Origin of the sequence: Butyricimonas sp. Marseille-P3923 (genome assembly GCF_900184685.1) — a bacterium.
GTDB lineage: Bacteria > Bacteroidota > Bacteroidia > Bacteroidales > Marinifilaceae > Butyricimonas > Butyricimonas muris.
In genome coordinates this window covers 1,086,625-1,110,027 of sequence record NZ_FXXL01000007.1, presented here as the reverse complement: position 1 = coordinate 1,110,027, position 23,403 = coordinate 1,086,625, and the positions used below count along the sequence as shown (strand labels likewise).

Annotated in this window: 16 protein-coding genes; 13 read left to right on the top strand and 3 right to left on the bottom strand. The window is 42.7% G+C overall.

Going from position 1 to position 23,403, the window contains the following annotated elements; translation table 11 throughout:
* Positions 1-8 precede the first annotated feature (8 nt).
* The 4 genes from CS948_RS16165 to CS948_RS16150 all read left to right on the top strand — a co-directional run bounded on the left by CS948_RS16165 (position 9) and on the right by CS948_RS16150 (position 6,072).
* Entirely contained in the window at positions 9-3,083 is a 3,075-nt protein-coding gene (locus tag CS948_RS16165; protein ID WP_099292722.1) for an SbcC/MukB-like Walker B domain-containing protein, read from the top strand.
* Between the two features lie 113 nt (positions 3,084-3,196).
* Positions 3,197-3,685, top strand: a complete 489-nt coding sequence (locus tag CS948_RS16160; protein ID WP_099292720.1) for a metallophosphoesterase — start codon at positions 3,197-3,199, stop codon at positions 3,683-3,685.
* A gap of 95 nt (positions 3,686-3,780) precedes the next feature.
* Positions 3,781-5,370, top strand: coding sequence for a S41 family peptidase (locus CS948_RS16155; RefSeq protein ID WP_099292718.1), 1,590 nt, complete (start codon positions 3,781-3,783; stop codon positions 5,368-5,370).
* A gap of 90 nt (positions 5,371-5,460) precedes the next feature.
* Positions 5,461-6,072: a porin family protein gene (locus CS948_RS16150; RefSeq protein WP_099292716.1), complete on the top strand. Its 612-nt coding sequence runs from the start codon at positions 5,461-5,463 to the stop codon at positions 6,070-6,072.
* A 71-nt stretch (positions 6,073-6,143) separates the two neighbouring features.
* On the opposite strand, the gene CS948_RS16145 is transcribed toward CS948_RS16150, so the two are convergent.
* Together CS948_RS16145 and CS948_RS16140 are read right to left on the bottom strand one after the other, a co-directional pair.
* Positions 6,144-7,646, bottom strand: a complete 1,503-nt coding sequence (locus tag CS948_RS16145) for an OmpP1/FadL family transporter (RefSeq protein ID WP_176555085.1) — start codon at positions 7,644-7,646, stop codon at positions 6,144-6,146.
* A 23-nt stretch (positions 7,647-7,669) separates the two neighbouring features.
* Positions 7,670-8,860: a hypothetical protein gene (locus CS948_RS16140; RefSeq protein WP_099292712.1), complete on the bottom strand. Its 1,191-nt coding sequence runs from the start codon at positions 8,858-8,860 to the stop codon at positions 7,670-7,672.
* Between the two features lie 256 nt (positions 8,861-9,116).
* On the opposite strand from CS948_RS16140, the gene proS reads away from it, so the two are divergent.
* The 8 genes from proS (at position 9,117) to CS948_RS16100 (ending at position 19,970) form a co-directional block, all read left to right on the top strand.
* On the top strand, positions 9,117-10,592 hold the full coding sequence (proS, locus tag CS948_RS16135) for a proline--tRNA ligase (RefSeq protein WP_099292710.1): 1,476 nt from the start codon (positions 9,117-9,119) through the stop codon (positions 10,590-10,592).
* Positions 10,593-10,702: 110 nt separating this feature from the next.
* Positions 10,703-11,926, top strand: coding sequence for a peptidase T (gene pepT, locus CS948_RS16130; protein WP_099292708.1), 1,224 nt, complete (start codon positions 10,703-10,705; stop codon positions 11,924-11,926).
* A gap of 96 nt (positions 11,927-12,022) precedes the next feature.
* Positions 12,023-12,895: a DUF3078 domain-containing protein gene (locus tag CS948_RS16125; protein ID WP_099292706.1), complete on the top strand. Its 873-nt coding sequence runs from the start codon at positions 12,023-12,025 to the stop codon at positions 12,893-12,895.
* 509 nt (positions 12,896-13,404) lie between these two features.
* On the top strand, positions 13,405-15,234 hold the full coding sequence (locus tag CS948_RS16120; RefSeq protein ID WP_099292704.1) for a discoidin domain-containing protein: 1,830 nt from the start codon (positions 13,405-13,407) through the stop codon (positions 15,232-15,234).
* Positions 15,235-15,267: 33 nt separating this feature from the next.
* Positions 15,268-17,028 carry an O-antigen ligase family protein gene (locus tag CS948_RS16115; protein ID WP_099292702.1) on the top strand — a complete coding sequence of 587 codons (1,761 nt, stop codon included), beginning with the start codon at positions 15,268-15,270 and terminating at the stop codon, positions 17,026-17,028.
* A gap of 28 nt (positions 17,029-17,056) precedes the next feature.
* Positions 17,057-18,721: a hypothetical protein gene (locus CS948_RS21485; RefSeq protein ID WP_141560971.1), complete on the top strand. Its 1,665-nt coding sequence runs from the start codon at positions 17,057-17,059 to the stop codon at positions 18,719-18,721.
* A 19-nt stretch (positions 18,722-18,740) separates the two neighbouring features.
* Positions 18,741-19,280: a hypothetical protein gene (locus tag CS948_RS16105; protein WP_141560970.1), complete on the top strand. Its 540-nt coding sequence runs from the start codon at positions 18,741-18,743 to the stop codon at positions 19,278-19,280.
* 153 nt (positions 19,281-19,433) lie between these two features.
* Positions 19,434-19,970 carry a hypothetical protein gene (locus CS948_RS16100; RefSeq protein WP_099292697.1) on the top strand — a complete coding sequence of 179 codons (537 nt, stop codon included), beginning with the start codon at positions 19,434-19,436 and terminating at the stop codon, positions 19,968-19,970.
* Between the two features lie 222 nt (positions 19,971-20,192).
* Here CS948_RS16100 and CS948_RS16095 read toward each other — a convergent pair whose 3' ends face one another.
* The gene (locus CS948_RS16095; protein ID WP_099292696.1) at positions 20,193-21,752 is read right to left on the bottom strand and encodes a peptide MFS transporter; all 1,560 of its coding nucleotides are present in this window, start codon (positions 21,750-21,752) and stop codon (positions 20,193-20,195) included.
* A gap of 115 nt (positions 21,753-21,867) precedes the next feature.
* Between CS948_RS16095 and CS948_RS16090 the strand changes: the two genes are divergently transcribed.
* Complete coding sequence (locus CS948_RS16090) at positions 21,868-23,400, top strand: NAD(P)H-hydrate dehydratase (RefSeq protein WP_099292695.1); 1,533 nt, start codon at positions 21,868-21,870, stop codon at positions 23,398-23,400.
* Positions 23,401-23,403 lie beyond the last annotated feature (3 nt).

Genomic DNA, 23,403 nt, shown 5'->3' with positions numbered 1-23,403 from the left:
ATTATATTATGGTTCCGGTTAGATTGACATTAGAAGGTATATATTCGTATAGAGAAGCGCAGACGATAGAATTCAATCGGCTGACGGAGGCTAAGTTGTTCGGTATTTTCGGTCCGGTGGGAAGTGGGAAATCGACGATTTTGGAGGCGATGATTTACGTGATTTACGGGGTGATCGATCGGTTGAACAACGAGGTGAAGTATAATTTGATGAATCTTCAGTCCGATCGCTTGTTCGTGGATTTTGAATTCAAGGCGGGCGAACAGGGACGGGATTTTAGAGCCACGGTCGAGAGTAAGCGGAACAAGAAAAGGTTTACCGATATCTCTGTTCCGAAATTTTTATATCACGCGTGGAAGGACGGGGAATGGATGCCGTGTACCCGGGAAGATGTTATCGCGGCGATAGGGCTTAATGCGCAAAATTTCAAGCGGGTTGTGATTATTCCTCAAGGTAAGTTTCAAGATTTTCTTATGCTTCGGGATAAGGAGCGCACGGAGATGATGATGGAGCTTTTCGGGGAGTTGCGCCGTTATGATTTGGGCGGTAAGGTGGCTTATCTGGAGGGGGAAACCAACAAGAAAATGATTGATCTGAAAGGACAGTTGACCGGGTTGGGAGAGGTTAGCGAGGATGCATTGGCAGAGAGCAAGAAACGATTGGTGGGATTGCGGGAAGATGCGGAACGATTGAAAAAGGCGTTGCAAGAGGGGACGGAACGGGAAAATCAATTGAAAAAAGTGAAACAGCTGGTGGAGGAACGGGGTGTTCGGGAAGAGGAGGAAAAAGGTTTGTTGGGACAAAAAGAGAGTATCGCCGAATTATTGAAACAGGTCGAGAAGTACGAGTATTGTTTGCAATATTTTCAACAACCGATCAATCGCTGGGAAGATAGTTCCCGCCGTTTGGCGGAATCTGAAAAAGCTTTGTCCGGGTATCGGGAACGGTTGGTTGGCAAACAACAGGAGTTGACTTGTTTTAAAGAACAATATAATGAATTGAAGTTGAGATACGAGGAGCGGGATCAGTTGAAAGTGCGGGCGGAGCGGTTGGAAGGGGTGATTCGCTTGCGAAGTTTGACGGTGGAACAGAAGGATTTACGGGAACGGCATGCCAAAGGGGAGGCTATGGTGGCTACCACACGAGAGGAAGTCGAGGTTTTGAAACGTCAATTGGCGGAGCGGAAAGATAGACTGGAGAAATTGGTGCAGTCTATCCCGGATATGAAGTTATTGTCTGACATTCGGGAGTGGTATAGCCAGTATCATCATTTGCGGGAAGAAGAAACACGGGTGCGGGAGGAGTTGAAGCAGGTTGAAAATGAGCTGTTGAAAGATAAGGAAGTTGTTCTGTCCCATAAGCAAAAATATTCCTTCTTCGCTGACGCGGAAAGCGATACGTCAGAAGAGTTGTTGGAAGTATCTGAAAAAAGGAGCCAACAGATAGAGCGGGAATTAAAGGGTTGTCGGGATGAATTGATGCATCTGAATACTCGTCAGCGTTTAGTCGATTTTGCCAAAGAATTGAGCGAGGGGGAACCTTGCCCGTTGTGTGGTGCGTTGTCACATCCCGCACCTTTGCACGCGGAGGAGATGGAGGGCGTGATGCGTTTGACCGCGGAGAGAATCAAGGCGTTGGAGCGCGAGCGGGAGGAATTGAACCGGTGGAGTTCCGTTTTAGCCATCGCGGGTGAACGAAAGCGCTTGAATTTGAACAGACAGGTACAGGCGAAGATAAAGCAAGAAGAAATACAACATAAATTGCAGGAGCATTTGTCCCGTTTTGTATGGGAGGGTTTCGCCCCGGATGACGCACGACATCTCAAGGAGGAGATTGATAGGGCGGCGTCTTTAGGGGATGAGCGGAAACGGTTGGAGGCGGGGGTGAAGCAGACGGAGTCGGAGATGGACGTGAAGAGAGGTCATTTGGAGAAATATAGCAAACGGTTGGAGGAGATTGACCGGGAAGTGGTGCAGCGTGAAACGCAGATGGAGTTGTTGCGGGAACAGTTGAAAGGCTTTGACGTGACCGAGTACATGGAAACCGGTCTGGAGAGTTTGAAGGGGGAGAAAGAGAAGTGCCTCGCTGTTTTTGAAAAACTGGGAAAAGATTACCGGGAGGCTACCGAGCGATTGCAGCTTATGGAGAACGAGTATCGAAAATGGGAAGGCGGCGCGGAGGAAAAAGAGAAAGAAATCGTGTTGCTCCGAGAGGAAAAGAAGAGTGGAGAAGAGAAATTGAACGCGTTGTTAAGGGAGAGTGTTTATGAAGATATAGCGGCGGTGCGTGGAACGCTGGACAAGAAACTGGATTTACCTGCCAGCCGAAGTAGGATAAATCAATTTAATCAACAATTGCACGTCGTGCAGGTAAGGAAATTGGAATTGGAGAAGTTGCTTGCCGGGGTGGAGTATCGGGCGGAGGAGCACGAGGCATTGGCACGTCAACTGGAAGAGTACCGGCTACGGGAGAGGGAAGTGTTGGCGGAACATGGCGCGTTGGCAAATCAAGTCAAAGATATGGAAAACCGTGCCGCTGCACGGGTGAAGATTGGGAAAGAGTTGGATGTTCTGGATGCTCGGCTTCGGAATTTGCAGGTATTGAAAAGTTTGTTCCGCGGGAATGATTTCGTGAAATTCGTGTCGTCGATTTATTTGCAGAATTTGTGTAACGCGGCGAACGAGCGTTTCTACCGGATGACTCGCCAGCGTTTGAAGTTGGAGTTGGACGAGGATAATGATTTCGTGATTCGGGATTACATGAACGAGGGACGAACCCGTAGCGCCCGCACGCTTTCCGGGGGACAGATATTCCAGGCTTCTCTTTCGTTAGCGTTGGCGTTGATCGATAATATCCGGCATTTGACGGGAAGTGACCAGAATTTCTTTTTCTTGGACGAGGGGTTCGGTTCTCTTGACAAAGAGTCTTTGCGTGTCGTTTTTGAAACACTCAAGTCGTTGCGGGAAGAGAACCGGGTTGTCGGTCTGATTTCTCACGTGGAAGAGATGCAGCAGGAATTACCGGTATGCGTGTTCGTGGAGAACACGACGGAACGGGGGAGCGTTGTGACAATTGACAATTAAATTAATTTGTGATTTATGATTTGCGATTTACGATTAAAAAAGCCTTGGCAAGTGCCGTTGGAATCATAAATCTAAAGTTATAAATCATAAATCTAAAATCATAAATCTAAAATATGAAAGTCGGTTTATTATCAGATACCCACGGGTGGTTAGACCCGAAGATTGTGGAGTTTTTTAAAGCGTGTGATGAAGTGTGGCATTGTGGGGATATCGGGGATGTGGCGGTGACGGATGCTTTAGCGAAACGGTTTAAGTTGCGTGCCGTGTACGGGAATATTGATGGGGAATTGTTGCGTAGAATGTTTCCGGGGACGGAGGTTTTCCAATGCGAGGGGGTGAAGGTGATGATGACTCATATCGGGGGATATCCCGGTCATTATGACAAGAAGGCGGCGGATGTTTTACGACGGGAACGACCTAAATTATTTGTTTGCGGTCATTCGCATATCGCGAAAGTGAAATACGATCAATTATTGGATTGTTTGCATATAAACCCCGGTGCGGCGGGAAAATTCGGTTTTCATACCGTGAGAACAGCCGCACGCTTTGAAATCAACGGGGAACGGATTGAGAATTTGGAATTGATAGAGTTGGAAAAATAATTAATTTAAGACTCTGTTAATAGAATTAATGCTTTCGGAGTGTTACATTTGCAAATGTTACTCGTAGAAAAGAGAGAATACTAAATATATATTATATGAAAAGAGTTTTACTATCGGCGGTTGCTCTGTTAATCGCTTGTTTGAGTTGGCAAAGTGTTTCGGCGCAACGGGATATGCAAGCCGTGCGGGAACAGTCTATCAAGTATCAACAATTAATGCAATTGATAGCCGGATATTACGTGGATACGGTTAATTTGAAAAAGATTACGGAGGATGCTATCGTGAAAGTGTTGGCTGACCTTGATCCCCATTCCGTGTATATACCTCGGGAGGAATTGGAAGAGGCAAATGAACCTTTGGAAGGAGGGTTTTTCGGTATAGGGATACAGTTTAACGTGCTTCATGATACCTTAACCGTGGTTGACGTGGTCGCGGGAGGACCTTCTGAAAAGGTCGGGTTGCTCGCCGGTGATCGGATTACGGAGGTTGACGGGGAGAATATAGCGGGAATCGGTATCAGTAACATGGACGTGAGGAAGCGTTTGAAAGGGGAGAAAGGAACCGTGGTGAAAGTTAAGGTGAAGAGAGGGAATGAATGGATTGATTTCAATATCGTGCGGGACATGATTCCGATTTACAGTGTCGATGCCGCATACATGATTGACAAGAATATCGGGTATATCAAGATTGCCCGTTTTGCTGCCACGACTGTCGAGGAGTTTGAAAAGGCCGTGAAGCAATTGCAGGCAGAAGGGATGAAAGATTTGATTATAGATTTGCAAGGTAATGGCGGTGGTTACATGGGGGCGGCTATCGGTCTTGCCGATCACTTGTTGGACGGGCGAAAAATGATTGTGTACACGGATAGTCCCGCTTATGGCAGGGCTGAAGAGTTTTCTACTCCCGCTGGATTATTCCAAGATGGTCGGGTTGTCGTGCTTCTTGACGGCAACTCCGCTTCTGCCAGTGAAATTTTGGCAGGTGCCGTGCAGGACTGGGACCGCGGGTTAATCGTCGGACGCCGTTCTTTCGGTAAAGGATTGGTGCAACGTCAATACCCTTTGGCAGATAAGTCTGCTATTCGTCTTACGATATCCCATTATTTTACACCGTCCGGACGGTGTATCCAAAAACCGTACAAGGGAAAAGATTACCAGATAGAATTGTATGAACGTTACGCTAACGGGGAGTTGCTGAATGCCGACAGTATTGCGCTGACGGATTCCACGAAATACTACACGAAGAAGGAGCATCGTTTGGTTTATGGCGGGGGTGGTATTATTCCCGACGTGTTCGTGCCGATTGACACGAACGTGAATTACAGTTATTTCAATCGTTTGTTGGCGAAGGGTGTTATCGGTGAATTTACTTTGAATTACGTGGATAAGAACCGGGATGCTTTGAAGAAAAAATACCCGAAGTTCGAGATGTTCAAGAAGGATTTTCAAGTGACCGACGCCATGGTGAACGAGATTGTGCAGAAAGGAGAGAAACAGGGCGTGAAAAAGGACGAGAAACTGTTGACTCCGGTTATTCCGGAAATCAAATTATTCGTGAAATCCTTGATTGCCCGGGATTTGTGGGGAATGGCAGAGTTGTACAAGATTTCCAATGAGCAGAACAAAGTGTTAAACGCGGCTGTAAAGACTTTACAGGATGGGACTTATAATAATACAATAAAATAAGTATTGTTTTGGTCTGTTTTTTGATAGAGTTGTTACGTAGTGTTAATACATTGTGAGCTATTGTAATTGAATAATCTAAAATTTGATGGAATGAAAAAGTTTTTATTAGTGGTGATCGCTATGGTCACGTTAGGAAGTGTTCATGCTCAGACTGCGTTCAAGAGCAAAGTCGAAGGTATAACCGGTACGGAATTTTATTTCGGTCCGAAATTCGGATTCAACGTGGCCGGTATAAGTGATGGCCCGAATAAAAGTAAATTGAGTTTCCTTGTGGGAGCTTTTGCCGAATTCAAGTTCAATGATTTATTTGGTTTGCAAACCGAGTTGATCTATTCCCGGCAAGGTGATAAAGGGAAAGAGGGAGGTACTAAATATTGGATGAGGGTGAATTATTTGAATATTCCCGTTTTGGCGAAGTTCTACGTGTGGGAAGGATTGAGTGTTGATCTTGGTCCGCAATTGGGATTTGCCTTGAATGGAAAGCATAAAACAAAGCATGGGGGAACTGAAACGAAATCCACTATAAAACATTTGAATACGGTAGATTTGAGTTTCGGAATGGGATTATCCTATGATTTCGATATGGGATTGGTTTTATCGGCTCGTTACAATTTGGGATTGACTAACGTGGTTGAAAAGGATAAAACTTACGGTAATAACCAAAACCGTGTATTCCAGTTATCTGCCGGATGGAAGTTCTAGGAACTGACAATATAATAAAAATGCCGTCACAATTTTTGCGACGGCATTTTTATTATATTACAACTCTTTATTTAGAACCGGAAACCTAATGTAAGTCTGAATTCGTTGTTTTTGAATTTCGTGTTGAATTCCGGGGATTCGATTACACCGGAAGGTGCTTCATAGTAATAGAACAACCCGTTGATGTCAGACTTCTTGTGCATGTAAGAGGCATCGGCATAGAATGAACCGAGATTTACCCCTAAACCGCCTGAATATATCTGAATGTCATTATCTTCATTCATTTCACCCTTTTTATAAGGAGAAGCCGAAAGAGCGTATCCGCCACGGAGGCAGAAAACGCTGTTGAGTCTGAACTCGGCACCTGCTCTAAAATTATGGGTGGCTTTGTAGATATTTTTAATAGCCTCGTTTGTTTCGAAATATTCATTGCCTGCATCATTGTTAGAGAACTTTGCTGCTGTGTAATCCACGTACTCGTAATCGGCACTGAGAATCATTCTTTGCCCCAAAACAAAGGCTGCACTTGCGATAACTCGCCAAGGTGTTTTTAATTTGTATGAGTAATCTGTCTGCACGAAATTACCATAGATTCCATCGTCCACGTCTGTGGCATCTTCAACCGGTTTCTCCGTGAATAAAGCTAGTACTTTATTCTGGGCATAAGCATCAATATTATAATATGTCGGCGTATGAATAGCTGCTCCTAAACGAATTGCCGGGATGGGGCGGAAAATGAATCCTGCCTTGAAGTTGAATCCGGTACCACTGCTTGTAAAATCTTGGAATGAAGTAAATTTTACTAGTTTGTTCGTGATATCCTCTCCAATCACCTCTTCCGTGTAATCCGTGTATGATTTGTAGTGGAGGGATTGGATACCTAAAGTTGCCCCGAAATAGAATTTATCGTTGAGGTTAGCACCAAGGGATATCGCGTATTCCCCTTGATATCCTCGTTCTCTCGTGTATTTGTAATGTTGCAATTTGTCTGTTGCCACGATAGGGGTTTCATAATTGTAGTCTTTGTCTGCTATTGCTTTTGGAGTGAGATAAAGCATATAGGCATCATAAGCCAATCCCGTGGTGAAGTCATTCAACTCCTTTGGGGATTTTCCTTTGGCTTCTTCTTTCCAAACCAGTGCCAAGGAAGAATTACCGTCCGTATCGTAGTACCCTTGAAAATTGTTTCTATTGAAGTTGTTCAAGGTTGAATAATTGAAACCAATATTGAAATTCTTTAGCGTTTTACTGTTTGGTGTGAATGATAGAACTATTCCGGCATTGCTTAGAAGAAATATGTTTTTCTCGCTATCAATGTTTTTGGTTTTTGCATGGGCGAAATCCATCATCGGGGTAAAACTGAACTCAGATTTACGAAATACACCGATTCCCCCGGGATTCATGGATAGTGTGGTTAAATCTCCACCCAAAGCACCGAATGCACCCCCCATGGCAGTAACTCGGGCTGACCCGAAGGGGAGAATCCTAGAAAATTTAAGTGCATCTTCTTCGTTTTGTGCCGAGGCAAATAACGAAAAGGTTAGTAGTACTGAAAGTATATACAGTGTTTTCATATCCCAATTTTTTGTGTTAGACATTATCTTCTACTTCCGGTACCGGAGTGGGAGCGATCGACAGACCCGCTTCCACCGCTGCTTGAACGGGAGGTAGAACTACTGCCATAAGACCCTCTACTCGTGCTTCCGTTCGAATAACTTCCGGAACTGTATGACGGATTGTAGGTTGATCCTGAATTACCGCGGTCGAAGCTACTGCTTCTGGTTGTGCCGGAACTTCTCGAAGAGCGGGAGTACGTGCTGTATGACCGGGCGTTACGATTTGTCGTGTACTGTTTTTTAGGAGCGTAACGGGTTGTTGAAGCCGTTGGTCTTTCCACTGCACCACCCCAACCCGGACGATGATGTCCCCAGTTCGGTCCGTGGTGTCCCCATCCCGGGCGATGTCCCCAGTGCGGATAACCCCATCCCGGGTAGTAACCGTAATTTGGGCCCCATGAATTCCAACCCCAAGGGTCGTAATACCCGTGATAATACCCGTAGTTATTCCAATAAGGATCCCATCCCCACGAGTTACCCCATCCGAAAGAACCTCTCCATCCCCAACGATCCCAACCGAATGCTACACGGTTGCTCCACGCGAAACTGTCGAAACGGGGATCGTTCCATGCTACAGTCCAGATGTATTTCGGGTAATTACCGAAGATCATTTCGTTATATAATGAAATATTCGAGTTGCTGGGGAACCACCAGTAACGACCGTTTAACGTGAAAACGTTCCAGTCGGAGCTGAATGACAGGTTTTGGGCGATTTCATACCCGTTGCCGAAATAAGCAAAGCCTTCCGGGTAACGGTTCATGATGCGCACGCATTCTTCCAAGTCGTTATCGGAGCCTCTGAAGCCCCCGAGCCAATACCCGTCGCCTTCCGAAACTTCAATTCTTGTCACGGGTTGTCCCGTTCTTTCTTCTTCTTTCTGTACTTGTTTTTCAGTAGCGTAACGTGCCATTCCTATGGCGTGAGATTTAGGATTCACGCTGTTGTCTTGTTCTTTAGGATAGACTTTATCGTTTGCTGTATTTTCTTTGGAAGATGAGTTCTTGTCCGCTACGATGTCCACGCCCGTTTTCTTCTTGATTTCCTGCGCGAAAAGAGAACGCTGCCCGGGAACATAGTAGATATCGTCTTCCTGCGCTCGTGTGAAATTTTGCGAGGAAGAGCAGGCACCGAAAATGACTGCTAATGCTGAAATGTATAACGCTATCTTCATGGCTGTAAATTTATTTCTTTCTTGTATGACAATTTTTGAGTGTCTTGGTTTATTCTATAATATAACAAATTGCGTACCACGCTATGTTTATTTCTCCTACTTTCATGCTAACAAGTCATAAACTTGTCAATCTGTCGGTTGCATTTTGCCTTTTATGCGAGCAAAATGCCTATTATCATGATAAAAATAGAAAATAAAAATCGGAAATCCTAGTTTTTGTTGTAAATTTGCGCTTGTTTTATCAAAAAATAATGAGATGGCTAAGTTTTTAACTTCAAGAGAAGAGAATTATTCACAATGGTACAATGATCTGGTCGTGAAAGCCGGATTAGCAGAGAATTCAGCAGTAAGAGGATGTATGGTGATAAAACCTTACGGTTATGCCATATGGGAGAAGATTCAACGTCAGTTGGACCAGATGTTTAAAGACACCGGGCATAGCAATGCTTATTTCCCGTTGTTGATTCCCAAATCTTTCTTTTCCAAGGAAGCTGACCACGTGGAGGGATTTGCCAAGGAGTGTGCGGTTGTAACTCATTATCGATTGAAAAATGATCCCAACGGGGGCGGGGTAGTTGTTGACCCGGCTGCCAAGTTGGAAGAAGAATATATTATTCGTCCGACTTCCGAGACGATTATCTGGAATACTTACAAGAATTGGATTCAGTCGTACAGGGATCTTCCGATCTTGTGTAACCAATGGGCTAACGTGATGCGCTGGGAGATGCGTACGCGTATGTTCCTGCGTACTGCCGAGTTCTTGTGGCAAGAAGGTCACACGGCTCACGCCACGAAAGAAGAAGCTGTCGAGGAGGCTCATAAGATGGTACGCGTGTATGCCGAGTTTGCCGAGAAATGGATGGCAATGCCCGTTATCATGGGACACAAGAGTGAAACGGAGCGTTTCGCCGGGGCTTTGGATACACTGACGATCGAGGCCATGATGCAGGACGGGAAGGCTCTGCAATCGGGTACTTCTCATTTCTTGGGACAGAATTTTGCCAAGGCTTTTGACGTGCAATTTACCACGAAAGAGGGGAAACAAGAGTACGTGTGGGCCACATCTTGGGGAGTTTCTACCCGTTTGATGGGAGCGTTGATTATGGCTCATTCCGATGATAACGGTTTGGTGTTGCCGCCGAAACTGGCTCCGCTTCAAGTGGCGATAGTTCCGATTTACAAGAGCATGGAGGGATTGGAGAAAATCCGTCAAACGGTTAGCGGTTTAATCGAGAAACTGAAGAAAGCCGGAATCACGGTTAAGTTCGATGATCGGGACACGCAGAAACCGGGTTGGAAATTTGCTGACTACGAGTTGAAAGGTGTTCCCGTGCGTTTGGCCATGGGAGAGCGTGATCTGGAAAACGGAACGATTGAAGTGGCACGTCGCGATACTTTGACCAAGGAAACGTTACCCTTGGAAGGTATTGAATTACACATCGAGAAGTTATTGGACGAGATTCAGGAGAATATATACAAATTGGCACTGGATCGGCGTAACAATTGGATCACGAAAGTGGATTCTTACGAGGAGTTCAAAACGTTGATTGACACGAAAGGCGGGTTCTTCTTGTGTCATTGGGACGGAACCCCGGAAACGGAGGAGAAGATCAAGAACGAGACGAAAGCCACGATTCGTTGTATCCCGTTTGATGCTCCCGAGGAAGAAGGCAAGTGCATGGTGACAGGGAAGCCGTCGCGCAGGAGGGTGTTGATAGCGAGAGCTTATTAATTTAGTGATTGGGTGATTTATGATTTTAGATTCCAGCCGCACGAACTGCGCTTTTCAGTTAAAATTGTAAATCACTTAATCATAGAATCATATAATCACAGAATTAATATATGTTGCCAGTAGTTGAGCGTTTTCTCAGGTATGCGAAGATACACACGGAATCGGATCGGGAAACCGGGTTGATTCCGAGCACACCGGGACAATTGGAATTTGCTTATCTCCTTTCAGAGGAGATGCAAGCAATGGGTATGCAGGACGTGTCAGTAGATGATTACGGGTATGTGATGGGATTTGTGCCCGGGAACACGGACAAGGAGTGTTCATCTATCGGGTTTATCGCCCACATGGATACCAGTCCGGATATGACGGGTAAGCACGTGAAACCACAAATAATCGAGAACTACAGGGGTACAGATGTTCTTTTAAATAAAGAAAAAGGGTTTACTTTGTCGTCGGATGATTTCCCCGAGTTGAAGAATTACGTGGGGACGGATTTGATCGTGACGGACGGGAATACCCTTTTGGGTGCGGATGATAAAGCGGGTATTGCCGAGATTTTGACGGCAATGGAGTATTTGATTCAGCATCCGGAAATCAAACACGGGAGAATTGCCGTTTGCTTTACCCCGGACGAGGAGATTGGAGAAGGAGTAGACCATTTTGATTTGAAGAAATTCGGGGCTAAGTTCGCTTATACCTTGGATGGGGGTGAGATCGGGGAATTGGAATACGAGAATTTTAATGCGGCTTTGGCTCGCTTGACGTTCAAGGGAAGGAATTTCCACCCCGGTTACGCTAAAAACAAGATGGTTAATTCTATCAAGGTAGCCAACGAGTTCATGGCAAGTCTGCCGAAAAAGGAGGCACCCGAGTATACTTCCGGTTACGAAGGCTTTTTCCATATTTATTCCATAAAAGGAACCGTGGAAGAAACAGTACTTGAGATATTGATTCGTGATTTTGATAGAGAAACTTTCGAGTGGCGCAAAGGGGTAATCGAGAACGGTGTTCGGGAGTTTACCAGAAAATACGATTTGCCGGTATTGTTGGATATGAAGGATCAGTACGCGAACATGAAAGAACGACTTGAACCTGTACGGTACATCGTGGATATCGCCAAACAAGCCATGGTGGAGTTAGGCATCAAACCTTTGTTTGTGCCTATCCGGGGAGGTACTAACGGCTCGAAATTGTCTTTCATGGGATTGCCCACCCCGAATTTGTCTAACGGGGCACATAATTCTCACGGGCGTTACGAGTATATTCCCGTGTCGTCCATGGAGAATGCGGTTAAATTGATCGTGAAGATATCCGAATTTTGTGCTAAAGTTTGAGTTTATGAACTTAACGTGTAACAAATTTTCATTGTTTCACGTTTCATGTGATAAAGTTACTTTGTAGAATTATATCACGAATTATTTAAAAAGAATATGATGAGAGGATTTTTATGCATTGCCTTCTTTTTGTTGGGATGGGGGCAATTAGATGCGCAGCCGGTAAGAGATACGGCTTGGACTAAAGCGGGATATTTCGGGTTGAAATTGACACAGGTTAGCTTGAGTAGTTGGTCTGCCGGAGGTGAGTCCGCGATGGCATTTGATAGCCAGATAACGTACAGTGCCGATTTTAAACGCGATCGTCAATTATGGCAAAATCGTTTGGAATTGGGATACGGTTTGACCAAGAATGACGGGAAAAGCGCCCGGAAGACAAACGATAAGATCTATTTCGCCTCTACATACGGTTATCAGATGTATAAAGCGTGGTACTGGAGTGCCTTGTTGAACTTTAACACGCAGTTTGCCAAGGGTTATGATTATAACATCGAGGATTCTGATTTTATATCTAAATTCTTGGCGCCCGGGTATTTAGTGATTGGAGTCGGTGCCACGTGGAGTCCGAATAAGATATTTACGGCGACCATTACTCCTGCTTCGTGGCGGGGAACTATCGTGGCAAACAAACGCCTGTCGGATGAAGGTGCTTTCGGCGTGGACAAGGGAAAACATTTGCTGTCAGAATTCGGTGCCAATTTGAAGGCCGAAGTAAACTACGAGTTTTTGCAGAACATGACGATTTATTCCCGTTTGGAATTGTATTCCAATTACTTGGAAGATCCGCAGAATATTGATGTCCGTTGGGACGTGCAGTTGAATATGGCTATCAATAAATGGTTTTCAACCACGTTGTCTACCAACTTGCTGTATGATAATGACGTGAAGATCGCGCAGAAAGACGGAACCGCCGGACCGCGGGTTCAGTTTAAAGAAGTGTTGGGAGTGGGGTTGCAGATTCATTTCTAGGAAGATTAACCAAGATTTTGTGTAAACGTGGAATACGGAATGCTTGCAAGCATTCCGTATTCCACGTTTTTTCTAGTGGCAAACCTATAGAGAACTTATTGTAATTCTACCCAAGTAATACCGTAATCATACCCTTGTTTCTTTGTTCCTCCGTTTATCTCGTGGAGTTCTTGTTATCTCTAATATAGAAATGCTGTAGTTCTAGCAGGATAGCGTCGGCTCGATGTACTTTATAAACTTTCAACAGCCTTATGCTTGATAGAAGCTCTGCTGGACAATCTATAATAAAATTCTTATTATGAAGGATATAAAATGGCAGAGTGGCTACTAGGTAAATTATGATGATTAATAAATGTTAAATAATAGACTTAAATTCATACATTTTTACTTCTAGAGTGTATTATGATTAAAATATATTATACTACTTCAAATACTTAATATAAATATGATAATCAAATAATAGTTTGAATATGTATAAAATAAGCGGTTTGTCACAAATAAAATGCTCCATGGAATATCTACTTTTAATTATAGTAGCATTCTTAATCATCTCGTGCAATCCCACGTCTACTAAGCTAAAAGATGCGATGTGCAAGAGTAAAGAAAATAAGATTGAACTCGAAAAACTTCTTTCTCATTATTCATCCAATCCCGGGGATTCGTTGAAGTTGAAAGCCGCCATTTTTCTCATAGAAAACATGCCGGGACATATAACCTTAGAAGGAAAAGAGATTGATAGGAATAACTTAAACGTGGAACTCGCAAATGGTAATCGACCGTATTTTACAAGAAAAGTAATGAAAATGACCCCTCTTCGTATTCCCTCGATTCGAGATGAGCTTGTTGGGCGAGAAGATATAACTACCATAAAAGCTGACTATTTAATACATCATATCGACAAAGTATTTGAAATTTGGCAAACACGGCCTTGGCTTGAATCATTACAATTTGATGATTTTTGCGAGTATTTATTGCCATATCGGGCTGAAGAAGAATTTATGGATTACTGGATTGACTCCGTTCCTTTACCACACGAGATTCTGTACGATATTATTAACCATTATGATGATTTAAAATACTCGATAACAAACGTAAGTAATTTCATGTATCGTTTTCCGGAAATAAGTATGATGAATTATCAAGATTCTATGATAAAACCTTACATGTTGGATTGTGTTGATATCAGTTTAATTAAATTATTCAAATATCGGGCTCTCGGGATTCCTTGTGCAATTGATTACGTACCTTGCTGGAGTGGTACAGGTGGGGCACATCATTGGTTGAGGACTATAGACCCTTACTACAAAGACGGAGGTGTGCCTCAAGTGTATCAAAGAACACCCAAAATATACAGGAGAACTTTCTCGATCAATGCAATGCCCAAAGAAAAAAATAATGTTTCCTATTTATTTAAAGATCCTTTTAATAAAGACGTAACCGACCAGTATATTGTAACTTCTGATGTTAACGTGGAATGCCCTAATCATAATAAAAACACGGAATACGCGTATTTGGCTGTTTTCTATAACTTGTCATGGGAACCCGTAGCGTGGGCAAAGAGAAATGCTAACCAATTTACGTTCAAAAATATGGGAAGGGAAATTGTCTACTTGCCCGTGTCATATAAAAACAGATACTCTTACAACCTCACGTGTCCTTTTGTACTTGATAATCAAGGAGGTGTTCGTTATTTGATTCCTGATAAAAACAAATTAAACAAAGTACATTTAACGAGAAAATACCCGATGAAAGAATTTAGCGCCCGGCATGGGGAAGAGCTTGTTGGGGGATATTTACTCTGTGCAAACAACAAAGAATACAACGATAGCATTCTCGTGCATAGAATAAATCGCAATCCCAACATGGGATATGAAATTGTGAATCTCGAAAATTCATCCGATTACCGGTATTGGAAATACGTCATGCCCGGCTACAATAGCATAGCTGAACTCAATTTCTTTGATCACGAGAAAAAAGTGAAAGGTAAAATTAAAACCCTATCCACGTGTATGGATTACGAGAATCTTTCCGATGGAAACCCGTTAACCTATTTTGAAATATACAACTACATAGAAATTGACTTTGGAAAACCTGTAAGTATCTCAAAAATAATGCTTCTGCCTAGAAATGATGGTAATGGTATATACCCGGGAGATAAATATGAATTATTTTATTTCGACAAAGACGGTTGGACGTCCTTGGGGCAACAGGTTGCGACTGAACCCTTTCTTGATTATTTGAACGTACCTGATAATGCCTTGTTGTGGTTACGAAACCTATCCAATGGAGTTGAAGAAAGGATTTTTACTTGGGAGAATGGGGGTGTAAGATTTTGGTAACAAATATCCACGTCAATATAATCCATCAAGAATATGACAAAATCTATAGCATTAATTTTTATCGCGATATACGGGGCTGTATCATTTATGCCATTTATCTTGTCGACAAGCGAACTCGTGTTGCAGGCTCAAATACAATGCGTTATACTCGCCTTGGTATTCATTTTATCCATCATGTCGATGAAAAAACTCATCACGTGCCAGAACCCTGTAAAGATAGCTAGAGTTGATATTCTTGTATTCCTGCTAATGTTATACCAAGGATTCAACATCACACGGGTGCCCGACACGAATAGGGATACTGTTACCATCTATATGTATCTCATTACAACGATATTTTACATTCATTCCCGGAATACTCTTGCCGGAAAGAATACGACAATATTTTATCTGATGATTGTTTTTATCACGTTAGGTCAAATACTGTTCGGGGTAGTGTACCAGACAAATAATTTTAATTCCATCAAACATATACATGGCACTTTTTTTAATTCGGGATTACTGGCTGGCTTTATCTCTCTTTCGATAATATCACTTGTGAATCTGCTTTGTGGCAACTTTAAGAAAGAAAATTCCCGGTACCTGAAACAAATCCTATACATTATTATCTTGATCATTCAAATATACATTATGCTTAGGTTAACCTCTAGAGCGGCATTAATAGCTTCTGTTTGTGGTGTAATTGTGATACTTTACTCTTTATTTCCATCAAAATCTTTCTCGATAAAAAGTAAATTTAAGATGCTGGTATTTATTACGATAATGTTTGTTTTGACAGGTTATTATCTTTACCAGCTAAAACCGAAATCCGCAAATGGTAGAGTTCTCGTTTGGCTGTCTTCTGTTGAAATGATAAAAGATAAGCCTATACTTGGATTTGGGACAGGTGCATTCAGGCAAAATTACATGAATTACCAGGCTCAATATCTTGCAACGATCTCGAACGAACAATTCAAAAATCTAGCCTCTGACACGAGCGTTGCTTTTAACGAGCCTTTGAAAGCGTTAACAGAGCAAGGAATTGTCGGGACAATAATACTCGTGGTGTTACTCGTGAGCGTGTTTAGAACAAAGAATATGAAATTTAGGCGGGAAATAATATCCCTTAAGGCTCTCTTGTGCACGATGCTCGTGTTTGGTTTATTCTCATATCCTACCGAGAGTATTCTTTTTCAAGTCATATTCTTTTTTATTATAGCTCAATTGTCTAGTCTTGCGGAGAATCAAGATATTGCAGATTTTAAAGTAAAAAAGCATATGGCAATAGCGTTAACGTTACTGTCTATGATTGTCTATGTCCCTGTTGGGATTTCGGTATTTACATATATGGTTAGCTGCCAGAAACTAGATAAAATTATTTCATGTAATGTCATTGACAATCAGATTATTTTTCGGCTTGAGGAATTATACCCGCGGCTTTCAGCTACTAACGAATATCTTTCATATTACGGGCAAACTCTCAATCGATTAAAAGAATATGGACTAGCTATACCTGTCCTTGAACAACAAGGGCGATGTTTCCCGTCCTCTAGGCAACGGATAGAACTGGGAATTGCTCTTCACGGGCGAGGGTATTATGATGAGGCCAACGAAAAGTGGATAGAGGCTTCAGAGATGGTTCCCGCGCTTATCAAGCCTCACTATCTGCTCGCGAAATCTTATTTTCTCCAGGGGAAGAAAGAACTTGGGCTTCGACAAGCAAAAATAGTGTTGACCAAAAAGCCTAAAGTTAACACACCGGAAATCTATCATATGAAACAGGAAATAATCTCTGCTGTTCAAGAAGCGGAGTAATTTAATGTCAAATTTAACTATAACAAAAATGAAAAAAGTAAAGAAAAAAAAGTATTTTTGGACACTGATGTCCATGATACTTGCAGTGCCCCTAACGTTTCTCGGGTGTCAGGACACTTTGGAAATTGACGATTGCAATAACGGTTCATTTACGGGAGGAACCCCGTTGGAACAGGCTATTGCGTGGTATAACACTCAAAAAAATGGAGATCCCGTGTTGCTTACATCACAATCTCGGTCAAGTGAGGGGCAACTGTTTTACACAGAACCCAGCTGGAAGTATACTTGCACTTCGAGTAATGAAGAATTAGTGGTAGTTGACGTGGATTTAACAGACCGGATTGGATTGGATTTTGTTCCCGTGAAAAATTTATCCAAATTCAAGGAATCCGGGGAATACAAGTATCGCCGTTCGTATTCGCGACTCGTGGTCATGACGGATAAAGCCACTCTTCAAAAAAGCGGGTACGTGATGACAATATTACCTTCCGTGTGGTATATTGAGCATCACGGGGCTGATATTCATTTGAATACTTATTTGCGTCGGGAGCCTAACTTGGATGGATACGTTCTGTTTCACGATCTGGACGGACAATTTGTTAACGGGTGGAGATACGAATCTGGAAAAGTAACCGGTCGTATCAAAAACCTGTCTTCGGGGCATCAAGAGGAAGAATCTAATACTACTTTTAATTATGAAACGATACCTGCCTCCTACACGGTGGCTCCCGCGGCACAATCACGCTATGGAGGGGAAGGCTCTTGGGGTGGCGGCAGTAGTGGAGGTAGTGGTAGTGGTAGTGGTAGTGGTAGTGGTAGTGGTAGTGGTATCACTGGCAATAATACGGATGGCTATGTTATTCCCGAGGTTGTTGTAACCGGTACTGGTGGTTCAGGTAGCACAGTGATCCTTCCCCCGGAAATTATTTTCCCCTCGACGGGTTCTGGAAATCAAGGCTCTGGAACCATCGAACCTGGTGGTGGCTCAGGAAATGTTTCTGGTGGGGTAACCGGTGATAATCAACCCGTGCCGGATAAAATAACTCTTGAAAATTTTCTCAAGAAGATATTCACGCCTGAATTTATCGAGAAAATATTCAAAGAATTAGGCGTTAACACGGGTAAAATAACTATTACTTTTGAGCCAGCAAAAAATCCTATGAATAATGCTAGTTATGATCCTCTAACAAAAACTCTAAATATAAACCCTGCCATGTTAAATAGAGGATTTACTGTATCGGATCTCACGTCAATCATTTATCACGAAATGGTTCATGCGAAGCAGGATATGGTGGATCAAATTCAAATTGAAAGAAATAGTGATGGCGAAATAGTGATGAAAGAATATCAAATGCCTTATGATGATTATTATATGGCTGATAAATGGGATTCTTTCTATACAGTATTAGACGTTAATGGTGTACCACACGAATTGAAAGATTGTACTCCGCAGCAAAAGCAAATATGGAATCATTATTATGAACTTTATGTGAAACCTTTTGAGGATGCTCGAAACAGAGGAGAAACCTATACGGTAGAAGCAAATATGGATCATCTTAGATGTGAAATAGAAGCGTATGAACGCCAGTTAAGAGAATATGGTAACTCGATGTCTGAAGCTTATAGAGAATCAATTATAAGTATTTTAAAAGGACTTCACAGGGAATATGAATATATCAAAAATCAAAAATAACCATCAAAACACATATATCATGAAACACTTATTTTTATACTTGATAATTATTTGTAATGGATTCTCGTTATTCGCACAGAGTCCGTTTTCAGTTAAATTTGAATTAGTAAACCCGTCCGGTAAAATTAAATCAGATTCTTATTTTCTTTTTACACTTACTAATAATACAGATTCTACCTATATTTTTACCCCGGGGGTTGAGCGATTTGGGGGGGCTTTTCATACTTATTTGGTAAAAGAAACGAAATTTCAGGCAAAAATTTCTAAAGGTCGTCCCACATACTCTTTTGATTTTGGCGATAAAAAGATAATTGTGTTGAAACCGAGAGAAAGTATATCCATCATCCTTCCTAAATTTATACAGAACGATGGTAGTGGTGTACTTCCCTATAGTAAATCAATATTGGCTACAGTTGAAAAAGTGAGGTACACTTTAGTAAAGCTACAGTACTTGAACAAGGATAATCCATTTGCGGGATTAAAGACCGTTGATCTTGTTTCCAATTGGGTGGTCATTGATACAACCGAATTTGCTCGATTGATAAAAACAAACGATTAGAATAATATGAAGAGTCCAAAAAAAGTTGGACGAATTAATTATAGCAAGTGGGTGTTCCATAACACCCACTTGGGGGTATAAGGTTGTAATCTTCTGTTGTTGTAATAATCGATATATGATTACATTAAAAATATCCATCAGCACACATATATCATGAAATACTTATTTTTATACCTGATAATTATTTGTAATGGATTCACGTTATTTGCGCAGAGTCCGTTTTCAGTTAAATTTGAACTGATAAACCCTTCCGGTAAAATTAAATCAGATTCTTATTTTCTTTTTACACTTACCAATAATACAGATTCGACCTATATTTTTACAAAAGGGATAGAGCAATTTGGAGGAGCTTTTCATACTTATTTAGTAAGGGAAATAAAGTTTCAAACTGAAATTTATAAAGGTAGACCCATGTGCTCTTTTGATTTTAGAGATGGGATAATTGTGTTAAAACCTAAAGAGAGCATATCAATTAGAATCTCTAAATTTTTTGAGGACAATGGTAACGGTGCCCTTCCCTATAATAAAGCATTATTGGCTACAGTTGAAAAAGTGAGGTACACTTTAGTAAAGCTACAGTACTTAAACAAAGATAACCCATTCGCGGGATTAAAGACCGTTGATCTTGTTTCCAATTGGGTGGTCATTGATACAACCGAATTTGCTCGATTGATAAAAACGAATAATTAGAATAAGTGTCGTGTCACTCTTTTTAATTATCCTTACTTTAACCGCAAAGCCAACAATGATAATTATTATTCTGTAACCGCCGTAACTGTTAATCTTGCATAAACCGAAAAAAAAAAGAAAAAATTTTTTTATAGGAAAGCCGCCGTAACTGTTACGGCGGTTATAAAGATACAAAAAGAGGCTGCATCGTGCAGCCTCTTTTTATATGAATAAAGTTGTTGCTTATTTTGTAACTCTTTCAAGCCATTTTACCATACCAAGCATAACGCCCATGGATACAAGGCATACGATTAAGAATACAGTCCAGCATTGCCAGATTGGCCACGCGTTGTACATAAGGGGACCAATCCAAAGCAGAAGGTTACCGAGAGCGGTAGCCGCTAACCATAGGCCTTGACATAAACCGAGCATGCTCTTGGGAGCAACTTTTGACACGAAGGATAATCCAAGAGGAGAGATAAACAACTCTGCAACTGTCAAGAAGAAGTAAGTGGCGATAAGAACCCACCAGTGAGCCTTGCTTGCCATTTGCTCCGCGATAGGCAATAATTTGAATGAATCTGCTGAAGGATAACCTTTCATCAAGGAGAAAATTGCAAGGAACAAGAAGGCCATACCCGCGATGAACATACCGATAGCGATTTTGCGGGGAGTTGAAATTTCTTTACCGCGTCTTGCGAGAGCCCCGAAAATAGCCATGATAATGGGGGTAAGGACAATCACGAAGAAGGGGTTGATTGCTTGCCATACTTCAGGAGCGACTGCGGAAGAATCCACGAAGTCGCGGGCGAAGAATGAAAGTGACATACCGTTCTGGTGGAATGAGAACCAGAAGAAAATAACTATACCCAAAACAGCAAATAACGCGTACATTCTCTGTTTAATTTCTTTAGCCATAGCAGCTTTCTCCTCCGGGGTGTAGTCTACGCTTTGGGCAGTAGCCTTCTTCGCGGGATTCGGGAAAGTCTTTTGGGAAACAAAGAAAATAACAAGAGAGATAAGCATGGCTGCAACAGATGCAATGAATGAATAGTGAATACCTTCATTGAAAATTTGCAGGTATTGGCTGCAAGATGCGGTCAGGTCGGAAACGGCTCCACCGGCAGCAACCATAAGTTGTTGTAAGTTGGCAAGAGCTTCCGGTGCCATAGCGGCAGCGTTGTTAATATACTCGTGGCAAAGTGCCGGGAGTTGCGCGTTGTAAGTGAATCCGTTTGTTCCCAACCACCATTGGCGTAAAACCGGAGCGATGAACGGGGCAATCAAACCACCCACGTTGATAAACACGTAGAAGATTTGGAATCCTGAATCCCGCTTGTCTTTCGCGATTTTGAGAGCTTCCGGACCTTGTTTGGCGGCGTCTGCCTCGAAGTTATCGTACATCTGACCCACGATAGCTTGCAAGTTACCTTTGAACAAACCGTTACCGAAGGCAATGAGGAACAGGGCAACGCAAGTGAGCGTCAACAACCAAGTCGTGTTTGCCGCGGTAGCGAGGATTGGAATGGACAGGATAATGTATCCTAATGCCATAATTACAAGACCGGTCTTAATGGTACCCTTGTAGTTTTGCGTGCGGTCAGCAATAAGACCTCCGACAAGGCTTAAAATGTATATACCGGCGTAAAAGAAAGAGTAGATAGTACCACTGGCAGCTTCACTCAAACCAAATTTAGAACATAGGAACAACACGAGTACGGCATTCATGATGTAGTAGCCGAAACGTTCTCCCATATTACTTAGAGCCGCGGTAAGCAACCCTTTAGGATGATTTTTAAACATAACTTTTGTTTTTGATTCGTATTGATTAATATTAAAATTATTTCATTCACGCTAACAGCACGCAAATATAATTTATTTTTTTATCTTTAGTCCTTGAAAACGTTTGAACTCTGTTATGAAGAACGAATATAGAAAAATTTTCAAGACATCCGAACTGCGGGAATTGGATGAATATACGATTGAGAATGAGCCGATAACGTCGTTGAATCTGATGGAAAGGGCGGCTAGTTTATTGACACAAAAATTATTGATTTTTTTTTCACGTGGTCATATTTTTAACATTCTGGCGGGGAGCGGGAATAATGCCGGCGACGGGTATGTCGTGGCTAGGTTGTTGAATGAAAAAGGGTTGATAACCAATGTGTTCGATTTGTGTCCGGGGAAGCAATTATCGCCCGACTGTGCCGTGAACAGGGAGCGTTTTGTACGAAACGGGGGAGTGTGTATCGAGGTGGAAAAAGCGGAAGATTTTCTGCCGGATGAAAACAGTGTTATTATTGATGCGATTTTCGGTGCCGGGTTGAATCGTCCGGTGACCGGATTTTTGGGGGATGTCATTCGAAAGGTGAACGAGTTGCCTAATACAGTTGTGGCAATAGATATTCCTTCCGGTTTACTCGGTGAAGATAACCGGGAGAATGACGGGGCTATCGTGGAGGCTGATTATACTTTTACATTTCAATTTCCTAAACTGGCATTCATGTTCCCGGAGAACGGGAAGTATGTCGGGGAAGTAGAGGTATTGGATATTCATTTGCATCCGGGTATTTTGCGGGAACGGGATTCTTCTTATTATTTTTTGACCGAGGAAGCGGTGGCCTCCCGTTTGCTGATGCCGGAGAAGTTTTCACATAAAGGGACCTTGGGGAATACCTTATTAATAGCGGGGACTCCCGCGATGCCGGGTGCCGCCGTGTTGGCGGCAAGAGGAGCCATTCGTTCGGGAACGGGATTGTTGACGGTGCATGTGCCTCGTTTCGTGAAAGAGATGATCCATTTTGCCGTACCCGAGGCATTGGTGGAGGTGGACTCGAGTGACTACTGTTTCTCGGGCGTGAACGATTTGTCTAGGGTACAGGCTGTCGGGATCGGACCCGGTTTAGGGACGGGTGACGTGACGAGGTACGGGATGCGCCGGTTGCTGAAGGCATGGCGGGGGAAAATGGTGATTGATGCCGATGCCTTGAATTTGCTTGCTGCCGACGCAGAATTGTTGAGTATGGTACCCCGGGGAGCCGTGTTGACGCCTCACCCGAAAGAATTCGAGAGATTGGCAGGAAAAAGTGAAAATGATTTTGATAGATTAAATAAATTAAGCACCTTTGCAGGTCTACACCAACTGTATGTAGTATTGAAGGGTGCGCGCACGGTGATAGCCTCTCCCGACGGTAATTGTTATTTTAATATGACAGGAAACCCGGGAATGGCAAAAGGAGGGGCGGGAGATGTGTTGACCGGAATCATTGCCGCGTTGCTGGCAAGCGGACACGAGCCGTTGGATGCAGTCGTTATCGGTGTTTACGCGCACGGTAAGGCGGGTGATCTGGCAGCCGCGGAATTTGGAATGAGGGGAGTCCGGGCGGGCGACATCGCGGATAAGCTGGGGTTGGTATGGAAAACGTTGGAAACATATAATATTGCTAAGTAGTGA

What these genes read in the sequence shown, in the direction of transcription:
- CS948_RS16155 (WP_099292718.1), top strand. Translation starts at nt 3,781, where the DNA reads ATGAAAAGAGTTTTACTATCGGCGGTTGCTCTGTTAATCGCTTGTTTG.
- pepT (WP_099292708.1), top strand. Translation starts at nt 10,703, where the DNA reads ATGTTGCCAGTAGTTGAGCGTTTTCTCAGGTATGCGAAGATACACACG.
- CS948_RS16165 (WP_099292722.1), top strand. Translation starts at nt 9, where the DNA reads ATGGTTCCGGTTAGATTGACATTAGAAGGTATATATTCGTATAGAGAA.
- CS948_RS16140 (WP_099292712.1), bottom strand. Translation starts at nt 8,860, where the DNA reads ATGAAGATAGCGTTATACATTTCAGCATTAGCAGTCATTTTCGGTGCC.
- CS948_RS16160 (WP_099292720.1), top strand. Translation starts at nt 3,197, where the DNA reads ATGAAAGTCGGTTTATTATCAGATACCCACGGGTGGTTAGACCCGAAG.
- CS948_RS16150 (WP_099292716.1), top strand. Translation starts at nt 5,461, where the DNA reads ATGAAAAAGTTTTTATTAGTGGTGATCGCTATGGTCACGTTAGGAAGT.
- CS948_RS16105 (WP_141560970.1), top strand. Translation starts at nt 18,741, where the DNA reads ATGAAACACTTATTTTTATACTTGATAATTATTTGTAATGGATTCTCG.
- CS948_RS21485 (WP_141560971.1), top strand. Translation starts at nt 17,057, where the DNA reads ATGAAAAAAGTAAAGAAAAAAAAGTATTTTTGGACACTGATGTCCATG.
- CS948_RS16120 (WP_099292704.1), top strand. Translation starts at nt 13,405, where the DNA reads ATGGAATATCTACTTTTAATTATAGTAGCATTCTTAATCATCTCGTGC.
- CS948_RS16095 (WP_099292696.1), bottom strand. Translation starts at nt 21,752, where the DNA reads ATGTTTAAAAATCATCCTAAAGGGTTGCTTACCGCGGCTCTAAGTAAT.
- proS (WP_099292710.1), top strand. Translation starts at nt 9,117, where the DNA reads ATGGCTAAGTTTTTAACTTCAAGAGAAGAGAATTATTCACAATGGTAC.
- CS948_RS16100 (WP_099292697.1), top strand. Translation starts at nt 19,434, where the DNA reads ATGAAATACTTATTTTTATACCTGATAATTATTTGTAATGGATTCACG.
- CS948_RS16125 (WP_099292706.1), top strand. Translation starts at nt 12,023, where the DNA reads ATGATGAGAGGATTTTTATGCATTGCCTTCTTTTTGTTGGGATGGGGG.
- CS948_RS16145 (WP_176555085.1), bottom strand. Translation starts at nt 7,646, where the DNA reads ATGAAAACACTGTATATACTTTCAGTACTACTAACCTTTTCGTTATTT.
- CS948_RS16090 (WP_099292695.1), top strand. Translation starts at nt 21,868, where the DNA reads ATGAAGAACGAATATAGAAAAATTTTCAAGACATCCGAACTGCGGGAA.
- CS948_RS16115 (WP_099292702.1), top strand. Translation starts at nt 15,268, where the DNA reads ATGACAAAATCTATAGCATTAATTTTTATCGCGATATACGGGGCTGTA.